The following is a 21747-nucleotide window of genomic DNA, read 5'->3' as shown; positions in this document are numbered from 1 at the left end:
GCAGCACAAGTGGGCGCACTGTGAGCAGAAATGCACACTTGGGGCGGGGCTTTTCAGCACACGCCAAAGGCCCGGGCATGGAAAGATGGGGGCATGACAGGCATCGACATCGACCTGGACACCGGCATGATTGGCAAATACCGGGTCCTCAAGAAGCTGGGCGAGGGCGCCACCAGCGAGGTCTTCCTGTGCCGGGATGATTTCAACAACCGCGATGTGGCGGTCAAGCGGGTGCGGGCCGCTGCCTTGATCGACGCGGTGGACGGGCCGGTGTTTGCCCGCTTCTTCGCGGCCGAGGCGGCCCTGGTGGGGCGCTTGCTGCACCCGAACGTGGTGCAGATCCTGGACGCGGTGCCAGACCCGGTCTCGCCCTACCTGGTGATGGAGTTCGTGCCGGGCAACACCTTGCGCGCCTATTGCCGGCCCGACCAGTTGCTGCCGCTGGAATTGATCATTGAAATCGGCTTCAAGTGCGCGATGGCACTGGGCTATGTATACCGCCAAGGGCTGATCCACCGTGACGTGAAGCCGGCCAACATCATGGCCATCACCAATGCCACGGGCGTGATCACGGATGTGAAAGTGACCGACTTTGGCAGCGTGCTCAACATGAGCGCCGATGCCACGCAAGTGCACCAGGTGGGCTCGCTGGCCTACATGGCGCCCGAGCAACTGGACGGCCATACCCTGGATTGCCGGGCGGACATTTATTCACTCGGCGCGGTGCTGTACCACCTGGTGGCTGGCAAGCCGCCCTTCGAGGCACCGTCGCAGGCGGTGTTGATGAACCAGATTTACAACCAGGAACCGGCTTCCTTGTCGGGCATGCGGTCAGGCGTGAACGAGTCGGTCAGCACGGTGATCCTGAAGGCGCTGGCCAAAAACGCGGACGACCGTTATCCCAACTGGGATGCCTTTGCGCAAGCCTTGTCGGGCTTGATCTCGGACCACAAGGTGCCACGCGGCCATTTGCAGGGCGTGTTGGACTCAGAGCGGTTCAACCTGCTCAGGGCGCTGGATTTTTTCAGCAGTTTTGGCGATGTGGAGCTGTGGGAAGTGGTACACCGCGCCAAGTGGCAGCGCTTTCCGTTCGGGCACGCGCTGTACAGGCGCGGCGAGGAGGGGCGCAGCTTCCACATCATTGCTCAAGGCAGCGTAGAGGTGTACCGCACCGGCAAGCGGGTGGCCCTGCTGGGGGCGGGCACCTCGGTGGGCGAGATGGCCTACCTGGCGCCCAGCCCCGAACTGCGGCGCCACAGCACCGATGTGGTGGTGACCGAGGCTGTGACCACGATCTCGTTCACGCCAGAAAGCATGCAGCAGTTGAGCCCCAACGGACGGCACTTGTTCGATGAAGCCTTCATCCGGGTGCTGGTGCGGCGCCTTCATGCCGCGCACGAAGCCCTGGCACACCCCCGGCGGATCTTGTAAGACGCCCGCACCCAGGCCTCAGCTTCAGGCAAACCGACGACGGCGTGCCAGCCAGGCGGCCAAAGGCACGCCCATGGCCAGCAAGGCCAGGCCTTCGGGCTCGGGCACGGCCACCACATTGGCTTGCACGGTGATGCTCTGCAGGTTGAGCGACGCCTCGCCCAGGTCCATCTCTTCGCGGTAGACGGGCACATCGACGTAGACGGCTTCATCGCGGTAATGGCAAATGCTGGGGTCTTCCACCTCACAGTAGTCCAGCACCTGTTCGTAGTGGTCGAAGACCGAGTCGTAATGGTCGAAGACCTGCACGAAAGAGATCTCGCCGGAGGCGCCGATGCTGCCCGTCAGGCTGGGCGCCACCGCCCCCAGCACATTGCCCACGACATTGAAGTTGCCAGTGCCCGAGTATTCGGTGATGCCACCGCCGGGGCCCGAGACGCTGATCGAGCCGGGCGTCTCGATGCTGTACGAGCCGGCATACGTCACGGTGTAGCCCGTGATGGCGTAGCCGGCCGTGGGCGTGAAGTTGAACAGGGCGTTGAAGTTGCCCGTCAGGTATTCGGGCGAGAAGTTGAAGTAGCTGGTGGCATACAGGTTCATGTAGCCATTGAAGTTGAGCTCGAAGCCATTGCCCCCGGCTGTCACCGTGACCTGCGAGGCGGGGATGTCCTCGCTGATGACACTGCCAAACGAGGTCACGTCGTGCGAGAACACGAAGGTGTCGGGGTCAAAGTCGATGCCGACCTGCCCTGTGGACAGGTGCGTGGGCGCGGCTTGGGCCACGGCGCTGGCACCCAACAAGGTCAAGGCCAGGGATCGAAGGGCAAATGCTGGTGTCATGGGTCTACTCCGTGAGGCATGGATGAATTGACCGACCAGACTAAGGGCTGACCCGAAAATTCCCCATCCCTAAACGTAGGGGCCTGGGCCAAGCCGCGTAGACTGTGCAAACCTCTTCCCCCACCTTGAAGGAGCTTTCCATGCGCATGATCATTGCCGCCCTCGCCCTTGTGTCCATGACTGGCTTGGCCCACGCTGGCGAAGCTTGCGAGGCCAAGGCCATCGACAAGAATGGCAAGCCCCTGGCCGGTGCGGCCAAGTCCAGCTTCATCAAGAAGTGTGAGAAGACCAGTGGCGCTTCGGCCTGCGCCCTCAAGGCGGTCGACAAAAATGGCAAGCCCCTGGCTGGCGCCGCCAAGACCAGCTCGATCAAGAAATGTGAGAAGGACACCGCCGCGGGTGCGGCCCCCGCCGCTTCGATGTGATCTGCGCGGCTCGCTCAGGCATTCAGCCCTGAGCGGGCATCAACGCGCCCACACACCCCGGGCCAGCAGCGTGGCGGCCAATGGGATCAGCACCACGATGTGCGCCTGGACCATGATCCACCGTCGCACCTGACGCACCTCGGCCTCGGCCGGCAAGGCGCCGGTGGCATCGAGCGCCTTGCGCCAGCGGATGAAGGCGCGCGTCGGCCCGATCGACATCAGGCCCACCACCACGAACAAGGTCAGCTTGAGATGCAGCAGCGGTTGGTGCCAATACCAGCCAAAGCCCTTGACGCCCCAATAGGTGCGCGCGAAGCCGGTGGCCAGCACCGCGATGGCGGCCACCATGTAGATCACGTCCACACGCGCCAGGCGGCGCACGACGGCGGCGTTCATCCACTCGGGCCGGCACAGTGCCGCCTCGCTCGTGATGAAGACCACCAGGGTCAGGATGGCGACGAAATGGGCGTACGCCAGCAACGATTCGGTCAGCATGGGGGCTCCTGAAATCAAGCAGGGGACCAGTATGCCGGGTCGCCGTAGGTCTCCTTGATGAAGTCGATCCACAGGCGAAGGCGCAACGGCAGGTGCTTGCGCTGGGCAAACACGGCGTAGATGCCATTGGGTGGCGCGGCGACGTCGTCGAGCACGCTCACCAGGCGGCCCGCGCGCACATCGGATTCGACCTCCCACCACGAACGCCAGGCCAGGCCCAGGCCTTCCAGACACCAGGCGTGCAGCACCTGCCCATCGGAGCAATCCAGTTTGGTCGCGGGGCGCACGTGGATGGTCTGGCCATCGAGGGTGAAGGCCCAGCCACGCGTCTGGCTGGCTTCGGAGCTGAGCGTGAGGCAATCGTGCCGGGCGATGTCGGCGGGCACGGCAGGGCGGCCGCGCCGCGCCAGGTAGTCCGGGCTGGCCACGCACAGGCGGCGGTTGTCGGCCAGGCGCACGCTGATCAGGCTCGAGTCGGGCATGTCGCCCACGCGGATGGCGCAGTCAAACCCTTCATTGACGAGGTCGACCAGGCGGTCGGACAGGTTCAAGGTCATGCCGACTTCCGGGTGCAGGGCCACGAAGCGCGGCACCAGGGGGGCCACATGGCGACGCCCGAAGCCGGCGGGCGCCGTGACCTTCAGGTGTCCGCTGGCCTTGACGCCGCCCGCACTGACGCTGGCTTCGGCGTTGGCCAGGTCGGCCAGCAGGCGTTGAGCATCTTCCAGGAAGGCGCTGCCTTCGCGGGTCAGGCTGATGCGGCGGGTGGTGCGCACCAGCAATTTGACACCCAGGCGCTCTTCCAGGGCATCGATGCGCCGCCCGATGACGGCCGGGGCCACCCCTTCGGCTTGCGCTGCGGCCGTCAGGCTGCCTCGGAGGGACACGGCGACGAAAGACTCGATCTGCTTGAGTTTGTCCATGATGAGCACCCTCGTCGGCCTGATTCATGCGCGAAAGTCATGAATCCATGAATTTTCGGGCTGGTAATGGTTGCGGAAGTATCGAATAAAATTTCTGCATTGAAAAGAGGGCCCAGGCAGAAGACTTGCTCGCGCCCGTGATCCGCATCCCTTTGACCATTCCTTTACCGACGAGGTTGACCATGACCGCACGCACCCCTGTCCACGGCCTCCAAGTGGCCACCGAGCTCTACCGTTTCATCGAAGACAAGGTGCTGCCGAACACCGGTGTGGCCAGCGCTGCCTTCTGGGCGGGCTTTGACCAGATCGTGTCCGACCTGGCGCCCAAGAACGCCGCGTTGCTGGCTGAGCGCGATCGCATCCAGACCGAGATGGACACCTGGCATGCCGCCAACCCGGGCCCCATCAAGGACATGCCGGCTTACCGCGCTCACCTGGCCAAGATTGGCTACACGGTGCCCGTGCCTGCGGATGTGAAGGTGACCACGGCCAATGTGGACGCCGAACTGGCCACGCAAGCCGGCCCGCAACTGGTGGTGCCCATCCTGAATGCGCGCTATGCGCTGAACGCCGCCAACGCCCGTTGGGGCAGCCTGTACGACGCGCTGTATGGCACCGACGCGATCCCCGAAACCGATGGCGCCGACAAGGGCAAGGGCTACAACCCCGTGCGTGGTGCCAAGGTCATCGCCTTCGCGCGCAATGTGCTGGACCAATCGGCCCCGCTGGAAGGCGCGTCGCACAAGGATTCGACCGGCTACCGCGTTGAAGGCGGCCAACTGGTCGTGGCCCTGGCCAACGGCAAGACCGCCGGCTTGCAGAACCCCGCCCAGTTCGTGGGTTACCAAGGCGATGCTGCCGCGCCCAGCAGCGTGCTGTTGGTGAACAACGGCCTGCACATCGACGTGCAGATCGACCGCAGCACCGCCATCGGCAAGACCGACCCGGCCGGCGTGTCCGACCTGGTGCTGGAATCGGCCCTGTCGACCATCCTGGACCTGGAAGACTCGGTCGCCGCGGTTGACGCGCAAGACAAGGTGCTGGGCTACAGCAACTGGCTGGGCATCCAGCTGGGCACGCTGAGCGAAGAAGTGAGCAAGGGCGGCAAGACGTTCACGCGCAAGCTGAACGCAGACCGCGTGTACACCGGACCACATGGCGGTGAAGTCAAGCTGCATGGCCGCTCACTGATGTTCGTGCGCAATGTGGGCCACCTGATGACCAACCCGGCCATCCTGTGGGGCGCCGACGGCAAAGAGATCCCCGAAGGCATCCTGGATGCCGTGGTGACCACCACCATCGCTTTGCACGACCTGCAGCGCCATGGCGCCAATGGCATCGTCAACTCGCGCCAGGGCTCGGTCTACATCGTCAAGCCCAAAATGCACGGCCCGGCCGAAGTGGCTTTTGCCGCCGAGCTGTTCAGCCGCGTCGAAAAGCTGCTGGGCCTGCCCGACAGCACCGTCAAGCTGGGCATCATGGACGAAGAGCGCCGCACCAGCGTGAACCTGAAGGCTTGCATTGCCGCGGCCCAAAGCCGTGTCGCCTTCATCAACACCGGCTTCCTGGACCGCACCGGCGACGAGATGCACACGGCCATGCTCGCCGGCCCGATGATGCGCAAGGGCGACATCAAGGGCAGCGCCTGGATTGCCGCCTATGAGCGCCGCAATGTGCTGATCGGTCTGCAATGTGGCCTGCGCGGCCGCGCCCAGATCGGCAAGGGCATGTGGGCCATGCCCGACTTGATGGCCGAGATGCTCAAGCAGAAGATTGGTCACCCTAAGGCCGGTGCCAACACCGCCTGGACGCCCTCGCCCACGGCCGCCACGCTGCACGCGCTGCACTACCACCAAGTGAACGTGGCCGCCGTGCAGGTCGAGATCGAGAAGTCGAACGAAGACGCCGAAGCACTGCTGCCCAACCTGCTGACCATCCCCGTGGTCGAGAAGGCCGATTGGTCCGACGCCGACAAGCAGCAAGAGCTGGACAACAACGTGCAAGGCATCCTCGGCTATGTGGTGCGCTGGATCGACCAGGGCGTGGGTTGCTCGAAGGTGCCCGACATCCACAACATCGGCCTGATGGAAGACCGCGCCACGTTGCGCATCTCCAGCCAGCACATCGCCAACTGGCTGCAGCATGGCGTGGTGACCGAGGCGCAAGTGCGCGAGACCTTCACGCGCATGGCCGCGGTGGTGGACCAGCAGAACGCTGGCGATGCGCTGTACAAGTCGCTGGTGGCCAACCCCACCGGCGCTGCGTTCCAGGCTTCGCTGGACTTGGTGTTCAAGGGCAAGGAACAGCCGAGTGGCTACACCGAGCCGCTGCTGCATGCTTGGCGTTTGAAGGCCAAGGCGCGCTGACCCCCGGTCAGGCAGCTCCCCTGACAAAGCACCCCGCGGGGTGCTTTTTTCATCGCATCTCGGCACCCGGTTACAGTGCCCCATGCGCATCTTGCTGGTGGAAGACGACCCCGTGTTGGCGGCAGGCGTGGCCGAGGGCCTGGCTCGCCACAATTTCGCCGTCGAGTCGGTGGGAACCGGGGAGCAAGGCGATGCGGTCTTGTCCAGCACCCAATACGACATGGCCATCATCGACATCGGGCTGCCCCGCATGGACGGCCTGGAACTGCTCAGGCGGCTGCGCGCGCGAGGACAGACCCTGCCCGTGATGATGCTGACAGCGAGGGACAGCCTCCACGACCGGGTCGAAGGGCTCAACGGCGGTGCCGACGACTACCTCGCCAAACCTTTTCTGTTGCCGGAGTTGGTGGCCCGAGTGCATGCCCTGATCCGGCGCAGCCGGTCGGCGGCCAGCTCGGTCATGCAGTTGGGCCAGCTGGCGCTGGACCTGGGGCTGCATCAGGCCCAACTGGCTGGCCAGCCCATGGACCTGACCGGGCGGGAACTGGACGTGCTCCAGCAAATGTTGTTGGCCGCGCCCAATGTCGTCAACAAGCAAAAGCTGGTGGACAGCCTGAGCCGGTGGGATCGTGAAATCACGGCCAACGCCATCGAAATCTATGTTTCGCGCCTGCGCGCCAAACTGGAGGGCTCGAACATCTGCATCGTCACGGTGCGGGGCATCGGCTACCGGATGGGTTTGATCCCAAACCATGCCTGACTTGCGCGTGCCCACCCTTCGCCGCCGGCTGCTGCTCAGCTTGCTGGCCCCGCTGCTGATGTTGGCCGCATTGAGCGTGATGGCAGACTATCTCCAGGCGCGCCGCTTGGCCGATGAGTCGTATGACCAGGTATTGGCGAGCACGGCCATCGGCCTGGCATCGCGGCTGGAGCTGGAACGCGATGGCGATCTCCAGGACCACCTGCCCCAAAGCCCCCATGCCCTGCCTCAGTTGGATGAGCAATCCCCCCTGCTGTACGCCGTCTTCGATGCCAAAGGCAAGACCGTGGCCGGCCTTGAACCACTGATGACCATCGCCAAGGTTCACGCTCACCTGAAGCATCCTTATTTTCACGACGAGATGCTTCAGGGCGTGGCCTTGCGCGTGGCCACCTATGCTTATGACGGCCCGGAAGGGCGGGGCACCATCGTGGTAGCTGAGACCCCGCGCAAACGCCAGCAGGCCGCCCGACTTTTGATGAAGTCCACGGCTTGGACCAGTGTCCTGATGGTGCTGTTCACCTTGAGCGCGGTCTACTTTGGGGTCAGGCACGCATTGCGTCCGCTGGACGACCTGAGCCAACGCTTGGAATTGCGCGAAGCCAAGGACTTGCAAGCGCTGTCTTTGGATGGCGTGCCCGGCGAAGCTCGACCATTGGTGATCGCCGCCAATCAGTTGATGGAGCGCCTAAAAGCGTCGGCCCAGGCCCAGCAGGACTTCCTGTCCAACACCGCCCACCAACTTCGCACGCCTCTGGCGGGCTTGCAGACACAATTGGAACTGCTGCGCGATCACTTCCCAACGCAAGATCGTGAACGGATACAGCATGTGTTCGGGGCCGTTCAGCGCCTGGGACATCTGACCCACCAAATGCTGGCCCTGGCCCGATCCGACCCCAACGTCCATGCCAGCCAGGATTTGCACACCGTGGACCTGTGCCTGTTGCTGGAAGACGTGGCCTCGTCTTGCCTTGACCGCGCCTTGGCCAAAGGCCTGGACCTTGGCTTTGAGCCGTCTCCGGCCACGGTCTTGGCCACACCATGGATGCTTCACGAGCTGCTGATCAATCTCGTGGACAACGCCATCGCCTACACCCCGAGGCACGGCCGCGTTACGGTATCTTGTGGCATGGTCGATCACGCGTCCGGCCGGCCTGTGCCCTACCTGGCCGTCGAAGACACGGGCAGAGGCATCGCGCCGTCCGAGCGCGGAAAGGTCTTCGAGCGCTTCTACCGAACCCCAGGCTCCCTGGAAGCCGGAACTGGCCTGGGCCTGGCCATTGTTCGAGAAATCGCCAAGCAACACCAAGCCTGCATCGAACTGGGCAGCGGGGCTGATGGCATGGGCACACGCGTCAGGGTTCTGTTTTTGGCCGAGGCTGGCGCGCACCCGGACATACCCTGATCACCCCAGCATCCAGCTGGGTTGTCAGCAATTAGACAGCTTCGCAAGCTTACCGTGCGCTGCCTTCGTCCACCAGCCGCGCCATGTCCTCCGCCCCCATCCACCCGTCGCCATTCGCCATCCGCCAGCCGTGGCCCACGGTGGCCCTGCATTGGTTCACCGTGATCGCCCTCATGGTGAGCATGGCGGCCGTATGGGGGCGCGAAGCCCTGGACGACAAATCGCAGCGGGCTGCCCTGCTCACCATCCACCAGCAACTGGGATTGGCCATCTGGCTGGCCTTGGCGGCACGCCTGCTGGTGCGCGCCTGGCTGGGCCGCGTCAACGTGCAAACCGGAGCCTCGTGGCACCTGCGTGCCGCCGCAGTCCTTGCCCACTGGTCGCTCTACGCGGCCTTGTTCGTCCAACCCTTGTTCGGCTGGATCATGACCAATGCCCACGGCCATCAGGTGCGCCTCCTGGGATGGATCCCATTACCCCAGATCACCGAGGCCGACCCGGATCTGGCCGACATGTGGGCAGACCGGCATGCCGCCATGGCGTGGGTGCTGGGCGGCCTGATCACCCTGCACATCGCTGCGGCGTTGTGGCACCACTTCATCCTGCGCGACGGCGTGCTGCGTTCGATCATGCCCGCCCGCCGATGAGCTCGTTTCGTTTTCAATCCATTGACAAGGACCACGTCTCCATGCGTTCAATCACTCGCCACCTGGGCTGGCTCACTGCCGCTGCCCTGACCTTGCTGAGCCAGACGGTGCAGGCCCTGCCCAGCTACGCCCGCCAGACTGGCATGACCTGCGCCGCTTGCCACGTTGGCGGCTTTGGTCCGCAGCTGACGCCAGCAGGCATCAAGTTCAAGTTGGGCGGCTACACCGACACCGATGGCCAGGCCGGCAAGGTGCCCCTGTCGGCGATGGTCGTGGCCAGCTACACACACACCAAGGACGACGTGGAGCCGCCTGCCGATCACCTCAAGTCCAACGACAACCTCAAGATGGACGAGGCCTCGATCTTCCTGGCTGGCCGGATGACCGACAAGATCGGCACCTTCGTGCAAGTCACCCACAACGGTGTGGACCACAGCAACTCACTGGACCAGATGGACATCCGCCTGGCCACCGCCACCACGCTGGCGGGCAAGGATGCCATCCTGGGCATCACGGTCAACAACAACCCCGGCGTGCAGGACCCCTTCAACACCATGCCGACCTGGGGTTTTCCGTACGTGGGGCCTGAAGCCGGCCATGGCATGGGCGAGGCCGCCACCGCCATCGACGGTGGCTTTGAACAACGCGTGGTAGGCGCCTCGGCCTACGGTCTGTGGAACAACTCGGTGTACGCTGAACTGGGCACCTACCGCTCGCTCTCTCCCAGCTTCCAGAGCAAACTGGGATTGGGCCATGAGGACACCCAACGCTTGGGCGGCAATGCCTATTGGCGGCTGGCCTACCTCAAGGACCTGAAGAGCAGCAACTTCTCGGCGGGCCTCTTCGGCTTCTCGGGAAAGGTGGAGCCAGACCGCACGGTCTCCGCACCGCGCGACAAGTTCAACGACATCGGCGTGGATGGCAGCTACCAGTTCCTGGGCACCCGCGAGCACATCGCCACCGTGAACGGCAGCTACATCCACGAACGCAAAACGGAAGGCGCCACAGGCGACAAGAGCACGCTCAACACCCTGCGTCTGAACGCCTCCTACTACTTCAACCAGAGCTTCGGCGGCACCGTGGGCGTTTTCTCCACCCGGGGCAGCGCGCCAGAAGACACCACCACCGGCAAGCTGTTCCAACTGGATTGGACGCCGTGGGGCAAGGAGGACGCAGCGGCTCCCGCACCCTTTGCCTGGGCCAACGTCCGCCTGGGAGCCCAATATTGGATGTACAACAAGTTCGCAGGTGAAAGCACGGGTGCCAGCGGCAACAACACCTTGGCGGTCTTTGCGTGGACCTCGTTCTGACATGCGCTGGTTGCCAAAACTTGTTGCCGCCCTTCTGTGCGCGTTGCCCTTGGCCTGGGCGGCAAGCGCGCACGCGGAAGGTGACCCCAAGCGCGGCGCGGCGGTCTTCGCCACCCAATGCTCGGAATGCCACAGCGCGCGGGAAGGCAAAGATCGCAAGGGGCCGTCACTTTTCGCCGTGCTGGGGCGCAAATCAGCGGCCAACCCAAGCTTTGTCTACTCGGCAGCACTCAAACAGAGCGGGATCGTCTGGACCGCCGACCGTCTGGAGGCCTACATCACTCAGCCGAAAAAGGTTGTGCCAGGCGGCAACATGAAGTTCGACGGTCTGGACCAGGCCGGCGAACGCGCTGATCTGCTGGCCTACCTTGCCAGCCTGAGCGCCCGTTGAACCACCCTTGGATGCAAGCGACTTGGCGTGACCTTGACCACAGGCGAATTCATCGAAGGCCAACCCCTTGGCGCGACAACTGGCATTGCCGATGAAGCAAGGCCGCATCGAGACCAAGCCCGACATGTCGGTACCAGGCCACCCCGCGCTGTGGGCCTTGGGCGACTGTGCGGCGGTGCCCAATCAGCATGATGGTGGCCTCTCGCCGCCCACGGCGCAGTTCGCGGTGCGGCAGGCCCTGCACCTGGCAGGCAACCTGATGGCGCGCAGCCGGGGCGATGCGGGGCGCGCCTACTACCTGTCGCAGATGCCTTTTGTCGGACGGCGCCTGCGCATCTTTCTGGAGTGGACCTGGGGGATGCTCTTTCCGCCTGACATCACGCATTTGCGCTTCACGCGCAGCCATGCGCAACGGGAGGACGAGGCGCGCCGCACCGCACCGCAGAGGCCGAGCAGGCTCAGCCGCGGCGGACGCAGGCCCCGCCATCCACGGGGACTGACGGGGCATGAAGCGCCATCAGCCCATGAAGCCTGCTTAGAAGCTGTATTGAGCGCCGATGGAGAACATGCGCACGGCCATCGCTTCATCCGCGACTTCAGCCGTGGTGAAATCAGCCGCCACCACGCCCTTGACGTTCTTGGTGAAGGCATAGTCCAGCGCCAGCCCGACGTACGCCTTATACTTGGTGTCGGAATCGCTCACGACCGTGCCGATGCTGGCGGCACCGGCCCGGCCTGATGTTTTCACCCCAGCCACGCCCAGCCGCAACGTGCCGCCCAGTTCTGGCGTGAACTCACCTCGCGCAGCGCCTGCCAGGAACACGGCCTGGGTTTTGAAGTCAAGATTGACCACGCCAACACTGGCCGTGTTCTGGCCCAAGTCCAGGTAACCAGCTTCCACGGCGAAGCCCTCGGTCACGGTGTAGCCGCCATACAGCTTGAAGCCGGTGTCGGTCTTGTCGCACTTGGTCGTGCCTGCACAAGCGATGTTGGCGTTCGTGACGCCGATGGCGCCCCCCACATAAGCCTGGGCACTCGCGCCTCCCACAGCCAGCGTCAGCAGCGCGGCCGAAATGATTTTCTTCATGACATCCCAATGAGCAAGCGTCGGACATTCGACCCGGCGCATTGTAATTGTTGGTAAGCAGACGGTTTGGTGACTCTAGGGAATGCGATAAGCATGAAAAAAGCACAGCCAATGCAACGCCTGACCGCGGTTGGGCTTCTGTTTTAGTGATGCCCTTGTCGCCATGGTCGCAGCTTCCCACGCGAGGTCAAACGCTCTGCGGGCGGGAAGGTCCGCATAAAAATATCAGCCAGCCCTGAACTGACTGGCACTGCCCACCAATGTCTTTTTCTTGAGCCCAAGCCGCCAAACGGCCATTGATCGGCCATCTCAAGCCTGGTCTCAAAACAAGCGCTTGACGGTTGCCGACACAGTGTCTGCTTGCCGCCCTGACGCGAAGCGGCGGCTCAACTGCAGCATCAAGGTGAACTCCCCGTCCAGGTACTTGGATTGCGTGAATGCAACCTCGGTCACGCCGTCGTCACGTCCGAGCGGACGGTCAACATGTGACACCGTGAGCTGGGACTTCATGCCATAGACCTCGCGCACAACCGCGCCAATCACGGGGTTGAGGTAGGCATAGGCATGCTGCCGTGCACCAACACCCGCGTTGAAAAGCGCGTACACATCGATGTCCGGCCAGGGCCGATAGGCCACGCCTAATCCTCCTTCGACCAAAAACGCCGTGCGGTCATCAAGGGATCGATCTGCTTGGCGCTCCCAGCCCAGTTTGAACTGCCCTGACCATCCGCCCGTGAAGGCGTCGCGCGACAGCACCGACTTGGCCGCGTACACGGTGAATCGATCCAACCCCATTCGGCCGGATGCCAAATCCACCGTCAAGCCTGCATCAAACAAGCGCAACTCGCTTTCGCCGAAATATTGCTCGTTGTCATCATCCATGGTGTGAGAAACCGGCAGCAAACCCAGGGTCAGGTAGCGGCGCCCATGCTGGTATTTCAGCCCCGCGCGAACCTGCGAATCCTGAGGCGATCCTGAAGGATTCTTGCGAGATGTGGCTTCAACCGAAAGGCCAGCATGGTCCTGCGATATTTGGCGCGTAAGCACATCGCGATACGTTTGCCAGTCCGCCACCGAGCGCTCGCCCTTTTCGTGAAGATATTGGTTGTAAGACCCAGCAAGTTCGATGGAAAGATAGGCCTGATGGGAAGCAGGTTCTGAGAATTTCAAGAAATCGGTGCGGAGAACTTGAACATCTCGGCGCACCTGCGAGGAGAGCTGCCCAGGCAGGGCAGCATCAATGGCCCGCATGCGCCAGCGCGACGGCGCCCTCAAGGTAGCGACAGCCAAGACGCCGGCTTGGTCCGCCAGCTTGACGACGTCCTTCGGCGTGTCAATCCAGCTCCGCTGACGCAGTACCTCCGGGGCAACTACCGCCAGGATGTGTTTGATCAGAGTCGCGCAGTTGTGCCGGTGGAAAAAGTAGGTAAAGGACGACTGCTTCAACTCGATCAAGTGATAACGCAACAGCATGCGCTGGTCGCTGTTCAGGCGCAGTTCGTACTCCCACAAAGTACGTTGCTCTCGCATGACGTACTGCTTGACTTCTTCAGCGTATGGGGATAGAGCAAAGTATCCCTTCTTGCCGACCACCAAGCTGTCGAACATCAGTTTGGGAAGGTTGAAGGTGGCAGCATCCGTGAAGAAAGAAATGGCGTGGTCGCGCTGAACGCCCTGCCCATCACGCCCATCCACCTTGAGAAACACATGGCCCATCATGCTGGAAGGCTGCGCCAAGTTTTCCGATGCGAACACCAGTGAGATGCGATCGGCCGGCGCCTTGCGCAAGAACTCCTGGAGATCATCGCAATGCGCCAGCGACAACTCGGGCGCCATGAGAGCTACCTGCAGCCATGCGTAGCGCGCCGGAAAACGACAAACCATCTCCGAAGACCGGGGGCCGTAAAACGCAGCGATGGTTTCATCCAACTCTCGGCTGCTGGAGAACCGAGGGGAAGACAGCAGAAAGCCGGGATCGTCGACGGTGGGCTGCCCGTGATCGAGGTGCAGCAATGCCGCCCATGCCGGCGCCGCGGCCAGACTTTTGTCGCGTGCTGCGGTTTGAAGTGCCGCGACATTGGGGCCAAGCGCCAACTCTGCGCTGCATGCCGGCCTGGGCCAGGCCAAACCGAAGCAGCACCAAACCGCCAGAGAAAAAAAAGCGGCCCGAAAGCCGCCTTTGCCTTGCAAAAAACCCATCACTGGCCGCAGGCGATCACCACGTTGTCGGCGTACTTCCACATTTTTTCAGTGGAATAGTCGGTGGTCGAACCAAAGGCGCCACCCGTGAGGATGTTGATGAAGAACTTGGGATCGACGGTACTTTCCACCGCGGTTTCCTTGGCACAGCCTGCCGTGGTCGTGGTCACGATTTTGGAGGCCTTGGCACGCTGCAGCGGCACCACGCCTGGGGCTGTGAACGGCACGCCGTCGATCGATCCCTGAACGGCTTTTCCGTTGGAAGCCGACACATTGACCGGTTGGGTCTGGTCATTGAGGATGGAGGCGCACCCAGTCATGAGAACGACAGAGCCCATGGCAGCATAAAAAGCCAATTTTTTCATTTGATTCCTGATAATGAAAATGACAGAACAAAAACGACGGTCATACGCAGCAGATTGCAACCTCATCAGCGGATGAGATTTCTGGCGCTCAGGGCGTCAATCACTTCCTTGGTGAAAGTGCTAGCCCTGTCCGCAGACAACTGGTCGTTGAGCGTTAAGCCACTCTCCAACCCATCTCCCTGGTACTACTGGTAGTCAAAAACCATTCTAAGAGAATGCCTTTCTTGTAACCGCACGACCTGCACCTGCAAACCGGGGTGAGTGGCAAGATAAAGACACATTTACATACAAATCACTGATCACCCATCGTTCCGATGCTGGCTGGTCCGACCGGGTGAGGCAGATCCTTGCCAAAACCCCCGAAGTTGAAACGGAGCCAAGCAGGCACATCAATTGCCTGAGCAAGGTGGCCTCCACGACGGGAACCACCCATGCGCCCGACCGATTTCAGCTTCCGCGTCCTCACGGTGAACACCCACAAAGGCTTCACCGCCCTCAATCGCCGCTTCATCCTTCCGGAACTGCGCGATGCGGTGCGGACCGTGCAAGCCGACGTGGTGTTTTTGCAAGAAGTGCACGGCAGCCATGACCACCACGCCCTCCAGCACTCTCTGTGGCCACAAATGCCGCAATACGAGTTCATGGCCGACGAGATCTGGTCCGATTTCGCGTATGGCCGCAACGCCGTGTACCCGCATGGCGACCATGGCAACGCGGTATTGTCAAAATTTCCGATCCACCGCTTCGAGAACCACGACGTGAGCGTGCCCTCGATGAACGGTGCCGAAAAACGCGGCCTGCTGCACTGCGTGCTCGACGTGCCGCCCCTGGGCCAGCAGGTGCATGCCATCTGCGTGCACCTGGGCTTGCGCGAGAAGCACCGCCAACAGCAGCTTGACTTGCTGTGCCAATTGATCGACCGTGAAGTGCCTGAAGACGCCCCCTTGATCATCGCGGGCGACTTCAACGACTGGCGGCTGCGCGCCCACGAGCGCCTGACGCGCTGCGCCGGCCTGCACGACTGCTTTGTCGACACTTTCGGGCGCCCGCCGCGCACCTTCCCGGCGCGCTTTCCCTGCCTGCAGCTCGACCGCATCTATGCGCGGGGGGTGCAAGTGCACGAGCCACAAGTGCTGTCCACGCGGCCCTGGTCACACCTGTCCGACCACGCCCCCCTGACCGCGGAGATCCGGCTGTGAAGCAAAGTTGGAAACCCGTCGACCACATCGAGCTGCTGGAAAACGGCGAAGCGTTCTTTCCGTGCGTGTTCGAGGCCATCGGGCAGGCGCAGCGCGAGGTGCTGGTCGAGACCTTCATCCTGTTCATGGACAAGGTGGGGTGGGGCTTGCACGCAGCCTTGCTGGGCGCCGCCCAACGTGGCGTGAAGGTCACCCTCACTGTGGATGGCTTTGGCTCGCCCGATCTTCACGACGACTTCATCGGCCCCTTGACCGCCGCGGGCGTGCGCGTTCAGGTCTTCGACCCACAACCCCGCATGCTGGGCATGCGCCTGAACGTGTTCCGCCGCCTGCACCGCAAGCTGGTGGTGGTGGATGCGCAAAAGGCCTTCGTGGGCGGCATCAATTTTTCAGCCGACCACCTCGCTGACTTTGGCCCACAAGCCAAACAAGATTACGCCGTGATGGTGCGCGGCCCGATCGTGGAAGACATCCACCGCTTTGCACTGGCCACGGCCACGCCCAAACCACGGCGCCCTTGGTGGCCACGCGCGCCCAAAGCCCAGGGCATGAACCGTCCCGACGCGAGCATGCCCTCGTGGGCCTCGTTCGTCTCGCGGGACAACCGACATCACCAGACCGACATCGAACGCCAATACCGGCTGGCCATCCGTGCCGCCAAGCGTGAGCTGATCGTGGCCAATGCCTATTTCTTCCCGGGCTACCGTTTGCTGCGCGACCTGCGCAACGCGGCCCGGCGGGGCGTCAAGGTCACATTGATCCTGCAGGGCGAACCTGACATGCCCATTGCCAAGCTCGCCGCCCGCATTTTGTACAGCTACTTGCTGCGCGCTGGCGTGAGCATCCACGAATACTGCGAACGGCCCTTGCACGGCAAGGTTGCGCTGGCAGACGACCATTGGTCGACCGTGGGGTCCAGCAACCTGGACCCGCTCAGCCTGTCGCTGAACCTGGAGGCCAATCTCTTCATCTGGGATCAACGCTTCAACCAGCACCTGCGGGAGCGTTTGCAATACCTGATCCAGCACCATTGCCAGCATGTGAAGGAGCCGGAGGCCGGCCACCAACTCATGTGGCGCATGGGCCTGAGTGTGTTGGTCTTCCACTTCTTGCGCCGCTTCCCCAAGTGGGCGGGTTGGCTGCCCAACCACCACCCGGCACTCGCCGCGGTCACGCCCACTGGCCAGGCCACCGAGGTGACCCGGGTCAACGAGGCCCAACTCGACCCAGAACAAAGGCGAGCATGAAATCAGCCGCCACTGCCTTGGCGCAGATGTCTTCCGCCGGTTGGTGGCCCATCGTCAAACGCATTCTCATCAGTGCCTTCACCTTGGGCGTGATGGGCTTGATCGCCTGGAAAGCGCGTGACATCGACTGGCCCGCCGTGGGGCAGGCCCTGCGCGACATCTCGCCGGTCACGCTGGCCATGGCCGCCGGCTTTGCGCTGTTGAGCTACGCCTTGTACGGCAGCTTCGAGTTGTTTGGCTGGCATTACCTGGCCCACCCCTTGCCCCGTTGGCGCATGGTGGGGGTGGCCATGTCCAGCTATGCCGTCAACCTGAACCTGGGCACCTTGGTCGGTGGTGTCGGTTTTCGCTACCGCCTGTATGCGCGGCTGGGGCTGAAAGTGCCCCAGGTGGCCAAGGTGGTGGGCCTGAGCATGCTGATCAACTGGCTGGCCTACCCGCTGCTGCTGGGTGTCTGCCTGGCCCTGCCCGTGGTGACCCTGCCAGGCGACTGGCGCTTGTCCTCCGACTCCTTGCGATGGATCGGCGTGCTGTTGTGCCTGGTGCCGCTGGCTTACGTGGCGGCGTGCTTTGGGTCAACCCGCCGGCGCTGGACCGTGCGGGGCCAGAAAGTGGCCCTGCCTTCGGGGCGCGTGGCCTGCCTGCAACTGGGCATGTCCTCGGCCAACTGGCTGGCCAATGCTGCCGCCATCCACATCCTGATGCCCGAAGGCGTCGCCTACGTCACCGTCGTGGCCGCCCTGATGGTCAGCGCGGTGGCCGGCGTGCTGGCCCATGTGCCGGGCGGTTTGGGCGTGTTGGAAGGGGTGTTCATCGCGCTGCTGGGCGCCCAGGTGCCGCACGCCGAGCTGATCGGTGCCCTGCTGGCCTACCGCGCCGTCTATTACCTGGGGCCCTTGCTGCTGGCCTTTCTGGCTTACCTTTGCTTCGAGGCCACCACGCGCCGAAACGCGGCGGCCTGACCGTGGCGTGCGATTACGATCCGGGGGTTGCCAACCTTCGGACCGCGCCATGCTCCGTGCCCCGTATCCCCACCTGCTCGCTCCGCTCGACCTGGGCTTCACCACCCTGAAAAACCGCGTGCTGATGGGGTCCATGCACACCGGCCTGGAAGATGGCCGCGACCTGAGCAAGCTGGCCGCTTACTTCCGTGAACGTGCCGAGGGCGATGTGGGATTGATGGTGACGGGCGGCTTCTCGCCCAACCTGGCGGGTTGGGTCAAGCCCTTCGCGGGCACCTTGGCCACTTCTGGCGCAGCCAAGCGGCATCAGGTGGTGACGCGCGCGGTTCACGAGGCCGGCGGCAAGATCGCCCTGCAGATCCTGCACACAGGACGCTATGCCTACCACCCACTCGCCGTGGCGCCCTCGCGCATCCAGTCGCCCATCTCGCCGTTCACGCCCTTTGCCTTGTCGGCGCGCGGCGTCGAGCGCCAGATCCGCGCCTTCGTGAACTGCGCGCAAAAAGCCCGCGAGGCCGGTTACGACGGCGTCGAGATCATGGGCTCCGAGGGCTACCTGATCAACCAGTTTCTGGCGCAACACACCAACCAGCGCACCGACCAATGGGGCGGCGACTACAGCCACCGCATGCGCCTGCCGGTCGAGATCATGCAGCGCACCCGCGAGGCCGTGGGCCGCGACTTCATCATCATCTACCGTCTGTCCATGATCGACCTGGTGCCCAATGGCAGCACCTGGGATGAAGTGGTGATGCTGGGCAAGGCCATCGCCAAGTCGGGCGCCAGCATCATCAACACCGGCATCGGCTGGCATGAAGCCCGGGTGCCCACCATTGCCACCAGCGTGCCCCGCGCGGCCTTTGCGTGGGTCACGCAGAAGATGAAAGCCGAGTTGATGGGCGAGGGCATCACCATCCCGCTGGTGGCCACCAACCGCATCAACACGCCCGAAGTGGCCGAGCAGATCCTGGCCGATGGTGGCGCCGACATGGTCTCGATGGCACGGCCACTGCTGGCCGACCCGCACTTCGTCAAGAAAGCGGCGCAAGGCAAGGCCGATGAGATCAACACCTGCATCGCTTGCAACCAGGCCTGCCTGGACCACATCTTCAAGAACAAGCTGACCAGTTGCCTGGTGAACCCGCGCGCCTGCCATGAGACCGAACTGGTCTACCGGCCCACTGCCGCCAAGCGCCGCTTTGCTGTGGTGGGCGCGGGCCCGGCCGGCCTGACCGCCGCCACCGTGCTGGCCGAGCGTGGCCACGAGGTCCACTTGTTCGAGGCCGCCAGCCAGATCGGCGGGCAACTGAACATGGCCCGCCAGGTGCCTGGCAAGGAGGAGTTCCACGAGATGCTGCGCTACTTCCGCAAGCGGGTGGAGGTGACTGGCGTGTCATTGCACCTGGACACCACCGTGCAGGCCACCGACTTGCAAGGCTTCGACGAGGTCATCGTGGCCACGGGCGTGAGCCCGCGCAATCCGCGCATCCCCGGACAGGACCATCCCAAGGTGCTGAGCTACATCGACGTGCTGCGGCACAAGAAACCCGTGGGCGCCCGCGTGGCCGTGGTGGGCGCGGGTGGCATTGGCTTTGATGTGGCCGAGTACTTGGTCAGCGATGGCCATTCACCCACTTTGGACCTGGCTGCGTGGCAGGCCGAGTGGGGTGTGACCGACCCAGCGCTTTCGCCCGGCGGTCTGCGCACCGGCAAGCCCGAGGTGAGCCCGCCCGCGCGCGAAGTGACGCTGCTTCAGCGCAAGAAGGGCAAGCTGGGCAACGGCCTGGGCAAGACCACTGGCTGGATCCACCGCAGCGCACTGAAGATGAAGAACGTGCAGATGGTGGGGGGCGTGAACTACGAGCGCATCGACGACGAGGGCCTGATGATCACCCACGGCGAAAAGCACGTGGACCCGACCTGGATCGCCTGCGACACGGTGGTGCTGTGCGCGGGCCAGGTCCCCTTGCGTGAGCTGGCCGATGCCCTGGAAGCGTCAGGTCGAAAGGTGCACGTGATTGGCGGGGCGTTTGAAGCGGGCGAGCTGGACGCCAAGAAAGCGATCGACCAGGCGGCCCGGCTGGCGGCTTCGCTGTGAGTTGGCAGGCGGGCTTTTAAAGCCCGTCAGTGCACGGTGCCGGCCACGGCACCGCAGCACTTTTTATACTTCAAGCCGCTTCCGCAAGGGCAGGGCTCGTTGCGCGCCACCTTGTCCTCATTGCGCACGGGCACCGACTTGGGCGGGTGCTGCATCCAGAACAGGCGCAGGTCTTGCACCGCCAGCATGGCCTGCGCGATCAGGTCATCGCGCGGCAGGTCGGCTTCGTTGTAGGCCTCTTCGCAGAACTTGCGCAGGGCTTCTCGTTCGGTCAGGGTCAGGGCCAGCACGGCCTGCACATTGAAGTCCACCATCTGGAACTCAGGCGAGCCGGGCGCAAAGACTTCCCAGTCATCTTCGAAATCGAGCAAGGCCTGGCCAAAGCCCCGCGCCCAACCACCGCCTGTTTGCAGGCTCATGGCCTGCTCGTCGTTGATCAGTCCTTCGGCCAGCTTTTCGGCGATCTCGTCCTGCGGATATTCCGACATCAGCGGGTTCAGGTGGACTTCGTCCGGCGCGTCCAGCAGGCGCTCGGGGTGCAACTCGCTGGCCAGGGCGTTCCAGCGGCGCATCAGCAGCGCCATGACGACCTCGAAGTCTTCGGCCTTGCTGAGCACGTGCATCAGCGAGTCGCCGAACATCAGGGTCAGGTACTCGCTGGGCGCCACAACACGGGGGCCACAGATCAGGGCGGTCAGGTAGCCATCGACCCAATCGGGGGCCACCTCGGGCTGGTGTTCGCTCAGGCGTTCACACCAGTCCTCCAGGGCGGCGATGTCTTCGTCGGTGAAATCGTGGGCGATGGGCTGCATAAAAGAAGGTGTCCGGTTCCAGGCATCTTAGGATACCTTGGCCACCCAACTCAAGGGCGCGAAGCGCATGTACCACGCGATCGCCGCCCAGGGCCAACGCGGCACGCAGGCGGTGGCTGGCTCGCGCTCGATGGCGGCCACCAGAGCGCGGCAACCCGACTGCGTGTCCACCATCAGCGGCGTCTTGGCCGATTTGCTGCTCAACTCGGTTTCGATGTAGCCGGGGAAAATGGTGGTGACCACGATCGGCGTGCGGCCCATCACATCCGCGCGGATGCCCTCCAGCAGGGCCGCGAAGCCCGCCTTGGTGGCCGCGTAGGTGGTGAGGTTGCGGCCCAGGCCGCGCATCGCGCTCATCGACGAGATGCCCACCAGGTGCCCGTTGTTCTGCGCGCGGAAGATCTCCATGGCCGCCTCGCATTGCGCCAGGGCGGCGATGAAGTTGGTCTGCGCCGTTTGCAGGTTGGCGTCAAAACGGCCCTTGCCGATGGGCTGACCCTTGCCCAGGCCAGCATTGACAATGACGCGGTCCAACGTGCCGAACTCGTCCTTGAAAGCGCGGAAGACTTCGAAAACCTGGACGTGGTCGTTCACGTCCAGCGCCCTCACCGAGATGCGCACGCCCGGGTGCTTGGCTTCCAGCTCGGCCTTGAGCGCCAGCAGGCGATCCGTGCGGCGCGCGCACAGGGCCAGGTGGCGGCCCTTGGCAGCAAATTCCCGGGCCATGCCCTCGCCCAGGCCAGAGCTGGCGCCGGTGATCAGGATGCTCTGTCGCTTGGGCATGG

The 21747-nt window shown here is 63.6% G+C and carries 20 protein-coding genes; 12 read left to right on the top strand and 8 right to left on the bottom strand.

Annotated elements, in window-relative coordinates; translation table 11 throughout:
• Nucleotides 1–93 precede the first annotated feature (93 nt).
• Nucleotides 94–1431 (top strand): protein kinase, encoded by a 1338-nt coding sequence (locus tag LQ232_RS23105; protein WP_230182760.1) that lies wholly within the window; start codon nt 94–96, stop codon nt 1429–1431.
• Nucleotides 1432–1455: 24 nt separating this feature from the next.
• Here LQ232_RS23105 and LQ232_RS23100 read toward each other — a convergent pair whose 3' ends face one another.
• Nucleotides 1456–2271 carry a PEP-CTERM sorting domain-containing protein gene (locus tag LQ232_RS23100; RefSeq protein ID WP_230182759.1) on the bottom strand — a complete coding sequence of 272 codons (816 nt, stop codon included), beginning with the start codon at nt 2269–2271 and terminating at the stop codon, nt 1456–1458.
• Nucleotides 2272–2411: 140 nt separating this feature from the next.
• On the opposite strand from LQ232_RS23100, the gene LQ232_RS23095 reads away from it, so the two are divergent.
• The gene (locus tag LQ232_RS23095; RefSeq protein ID WP_230182758.1) at nt 2412–2696 is read left to right on the top strand and encodes a hypothetical protein; all 285 of its coding nucleotides are present in this window, start codon (nt 2412–2414) and stop codon (nt 2694–2696) included.
• A gap of 39 nt (nt 2697–2735) precedes the next feature.
• Here LQ232_RS23095 and LQ232_RS23090 read toward each other — a convergent pair whose 3' ends face one another.
• Together LQ232_RS23090 and LQ232_RS23085 are read right to left on the bottom strand one after the other, a co-directional pair.
• Nucleotides 2736–3191, bottom strand: coding sequence for a DUF2214 family protein (locus tag LQ232_RS23090; protein WP_230182757.1), 456 nt, complete (start codon nt 3189–3191; stop codon nt 2736–2738).
• Nucleotides 3192–3205: 14 nt separating this feature from the next.
• Nucleotides 3206–4114, bottom strand: a complete 909-nt coding sequence (locus tag LQ232_RS23085; protein ID WP_230182756.1) for a LysR family transcriptional regulator — start codon at nt 4112–4114, stop codon at nt 3206–3208.
• Nucleotides 4115–4296: 182 nt separating this feature from the next.
• Between LQ232_RS23085 and LQ232_RS23080 the strand changes: the two genes are divergently transcribed.
• The 6 genes from LQ232_RS23080 (at nt 4297) to LQ232_RS23055 (ending at nt 10993) form a co-directional block, all read left to right on the top strand.
• Nucleotides 4297–6480, top strand: coding sequence for a malate synthase G (locus LQ232_RS23080; protein ID WP_230182755.1), 2184 nt, complete (start codon nt 4297–4299; stop codon nt 6478–6480).
• A gap of 82 nt (nt 6481–6562) precedes the next feature.
• Entirely contained in the window at nt 6563–7240 is a 678-nt protein-coding gene (locus LQ232_RS23075) for a response regulator transcription factor (protein WP_230182754.1), read from the top strand.
• Entirely contained in the window at nt 7233–8645 is a 1413-nt protein-coding gene (locus tag LQ232_RS23070; RefSeq protein ID WP_230182753.1) for a sensor histidine kinase, read from the top strand. The genes LQ232_RS23075 and LQ232_RS23070 overlap by 8 nt, the downstream gene beginning before the upstream one ends.
• 83 nt (nt 8646–8728) lie before the next feature.
• Nucleotides 8729–9292 (top strand): cytochrome b, encoded by a 564-nt coding sequence (locus LQ232_RS23065; RefSeq protein WP_230182752.1) that lies wholly within the window; start codon nt 8729–8731, stop codon nt 9290–9292.
• A 41-nt stretch (nt 9293–9333) separates the two neighbouring features.
• The gene (locus LQ232_RS23060) at nt 9334–10602 is read left to right on the top strand and encodes a hypothetical protein (RefSeq protein WP_230182751.1); all 1269 of its coding nucleotides are present in this window, start codon (nt 9334–9336) and stop codon (nt 10600–10602) included.
• 1 nt (nt 10603) lies between these two features.
• The gene (locus LQ232_RS23055) at nt 10604–10993 is read left to right on the top strand and encodes a cytochrome c family protein (protein ID WP_230182750.1); all 390 of its coding nucleotides are present in this window, start codon (nt 10604–10606) and stop codon (nt 10991–10993) included.
• A 535-nt stretch (nt 10994–11528) separates the two neighbouring features.
• Here the strand turns inward: LQ232_RS23055 and LQ232_RS23050 are convergent.
• The 3 genes from LQ232_RS23050 to LQ232_RS23040 all read right to left on the bottom strand — a co-directional run bounded on the left by LQ232_RS23050 (nt 11529) and on the right by LQ232_RS23040 (nt 14710).
• Entirely contained in the window at nt 11529–12080 is a 552-nt protein-coding gene (locus tag LQ232_RS23050) for an outer membrane beta-barrel protein (RefSeq protein ID WP_230182749.1), read from the bottom strand.
• A 321-nt stretch (nt 12081–12401) separates the two neighbouring features.
• Entirely contained in the window at nt 12402–14279 is a 1878-nt protein-coding gene (locus LQ232_RS23045) for a DUF4105 domain-containing protein (RefSeq protein WP_230182748.1), read from the bottom strand.
• Nucleotides 14279–14710 carry a hypothetical protein gene (locus tag LQ232_RS23040; RefSeq protein WP_230182747.1) on the bottom strand — a complete coding sequence of 144 codons (432 nt, stop codon included), beginning with the start codon at nt 14708–14710 and terminating at the stop codon, nt 14279–14281. Before LQ232_RS23040 ends, LQ232_RS23045 begins: the two co-directional genes overlap by 1 nt.
• A 365-nt stretch (nt 14711–15075) precedes the next feature.
• Here LQ232_RS23040 and LQ232_RS23035 point away from each other — a divergent pair, with 365 nt between their 5' ends.
• The 4 genes from LQ232_RS23035 to LQ232_RS23020 are packed head-to-tail and all read left to right on the top strand — an operon-like array spanning nt 15076 to nt 20150.
• A complete protein-coding gene (locus LQ232_RS23035; RefSeq protein WP_230182746.1) occupies nt 15076–15843 on the top strand; it encodes an endonuclease/exonuclease/phosphatase family protein in 768 nt (255 codons plus the stop codon).
• Entirely contained in the window at nt 15840–17090 is a 1251-nt protein-coding gene (gene clsB, locus LQ232_RS23030) for a cardiolipin synthase ClsB (RefSeq protein ID WP_230182745.1), read from the top strand. Before LQ232_RS23035 ends, clsB begins: the two co-directional genes overlap by 4 nt.
• On the top strand, nt 17087–18052 hold the full coding sequence (locus LQ232_RS23025; RefSeq protein WP_230182744.1) for a lysylphosphatidylglycerol synthase domain-containing protein: 966 nt from the start codon (nt 17087–17089) through the stop codon (nt 18050–18052). The genes clsB and LQ232_RS23025 overlap by 4 nt, the downstream gene beginning before the upstream one ends.
• Before the next feature lie 49 nt (nt 18053–18101).
• Nucleotides 18102–20150, top strand: coding sequence for an NADPH-dependent 2,4-dienoyl-CoA reductase (locus LQ232_RS23020; RefSeq protein ID WP_230182743.1), 2049 nt, complete (start codon nt 18102–18104; stop codon nt 20148–20150).
• 26 nt (nt 20151–20176) lie between these two features.
• Here the strand turns inward: LQ232_RS23020 and LQ232_RS23015 are convergent, their stop codons facing one another.
• Nucleotides 20177–20962 carry a UPF0149 family protein gene (locus LQ232_RS23015; protein WP_230182742.1) on the bottom strand — a complete coding sequence of 262 codons (786 nt, stop codon included), beginning with the start codon at nt 20960–20962 and terminating at the stop codon, nt 20177–20179.
• A 27-nt stretch (nt 20963–20989) separates the two neighbouring features.
• Nucleotides 20990–21745 carry an SDR family oxidoreductase gene (locus LQ232_RS23010; RefSeq protein ID WP_230182741.1) on the bottom strand — a complete coding sequence of 252 codons (756 nt, stop codon included), beginning with the start codon at nt 21743–21745 and terminating at the stop codon, nt 20990–20992.
• Between the last annotated feature and the right edge of the window lie 2 nt (nt 21746–21747).

The organism is Aquabacterium sp. CECT 9606, assembly GCF_918741295.1.
Lineage (GTDB): Bacteria > Pseudomonadota > Gammaproteobacteria > Burkholderiales > Burkholderiaceae_C > Aquabacterium.
This window is presented reverse-complemented; position numbering and strand designations above follow the sequence as displayed.

Excerpts from the sequence above, each read along its gene's own strand:
- LQ232_RS23105 (WP_230182760.1), top strand. The coding sequence starts at position 94 with ATGACAGGCATCGACATCGACCTGGACACCGGCATGATTGGCAAATAC.
- LQ232_RS23100 (WP_230182759.1), bottom strand. The coding sequence starts at position 2,271 with ATGACACCAGCATTTGCCCTTCGATCCCTGGCCTTGACCTTGTTGGGT.
- LQ232_RS23095 (WP_230182758.1), top strand. The coding sequence starts at position 2,412 with ATGCGCATGATCATTGCCGCCCTCGCCCTTGTGTCCATGACTGGCTTG.
- LQ232_RS23090 (WP_230182757.1), bottom strand. The coding sequence starts at position 3,191 with ATGCTGACCGAATCGTTGCTGGCGTACGCCCATTTCGTCGCCATCCTG.
- LQ232_RS23085 (WP_230182756.1), bottom strand. The coding sequence starts at position 4,114 with ATGGACAAACTCAAGCAGATCGAGTCTTTCGTCGCCGTGTCCCTCCGA.
- LQ232_RS23080 (WP_230182755.1), top strand. The coding sequence starts at position 4,297 with ATGACCGCACGCACCCCTGTCCACGGCCTCCAAGTGGCCACCGAGCTC.
- LQ232_RS23075 (WP_230182754.1), top strand. The coding sequence starts at position 6,563 with ATGCGCATCTTGCTGGTGGAAGACGACCCCGTGTTGGCGGCAGGCGTG.
- LQ232_RS23070 (WP_230182753.1), top strand. The coding sequence starts at position 7,233 with ATGCCTGACTTGCGCGTGCCCACCCTTCGCCGCCGGCTGCTGCTCAGC.
- LQ232_RS23065 (WP_230182752.1), top strand. The coding sequence starts at position 8,729 with ATGTCCTCCGCCCCCATCCACCCGTCGCCATTCGCCATCCGCCAGCCG.
- LQ232_RS23060 (WP_230182751.1), top strand. The coding sequence starts at position 9,334 with ATGCGTTCAATCACTCGCCACCTGGGCTGGCTCACTGCCGCTGCCCTG.
- LQ232_RS23055 (WP_230182750.1), top strand. The coding sequence starts at position 10,604 with ATGCGCTGGTTGCCAAAACTTGTTGCCGCCCTTCTGTGCGCGTTGCCC.
- LQ232_RS23050 (WP_230182749.1), bottom strand. The coding sequence starts at position 12,080 with ATGAAGAAAATCATTTCGGCCGCGCTGCTGACGCTGGCTGTGGGAGGC.
- LQ232_RS23045 (WP_230182748.1), bottom strand. The coding sequence starts at position 14,279 with ATGGGTTTTTTGCAAGGCAAAGGCGGCTTTCGGGCCGCTTTTTTTTCT.
- LQ232_RS23040 (WP_230182747.1), bottom strand. The coding sequence starts at position 14,710 with ATGAGGTTGCAATCTGCTGCGTATGACCGTCGTTTTTGTTCTGTCATT.
- LQ232_RS23035 (WP_230182746.1), top strand. The coding sequence starts at position 15,076 with ATGCGCCCGACCGATTTCAGCTTCCGCGTCCTCACGGTGAACACCCAC.
- LQ232_RS23025 (WP_230182744.1), top strand. The coding sequence starts at position 17,087 with ATGAAATCAGCCGCCACTGCCTTGGCGCAGATGTCTTCCGCCGGTTGG.
- LQ232_RS23020 (WP_230182743.1), top strand. The coding sequence starts at position 18,102 with ATGCTCCGTGCCCCGTATCCCCACCTGCTCGCTCCGCTCGACCTGGGC.
- LQ232_RS23015 (WP_230182742.1), bottom strand. The coding sequence starts at position 20,962 with ATGCAGCCCATCGCCCACGATTTCACCGACGAAGACATCGCCGCCCTG.
- LQ232_RS23010 (WP_230182741.1), bottom strand. The coding sequence starts at position 21,745 with ATGCCCAAGCGACAGAGCATCCTGATCACCGGCGCCAGCTCTGGCCTG.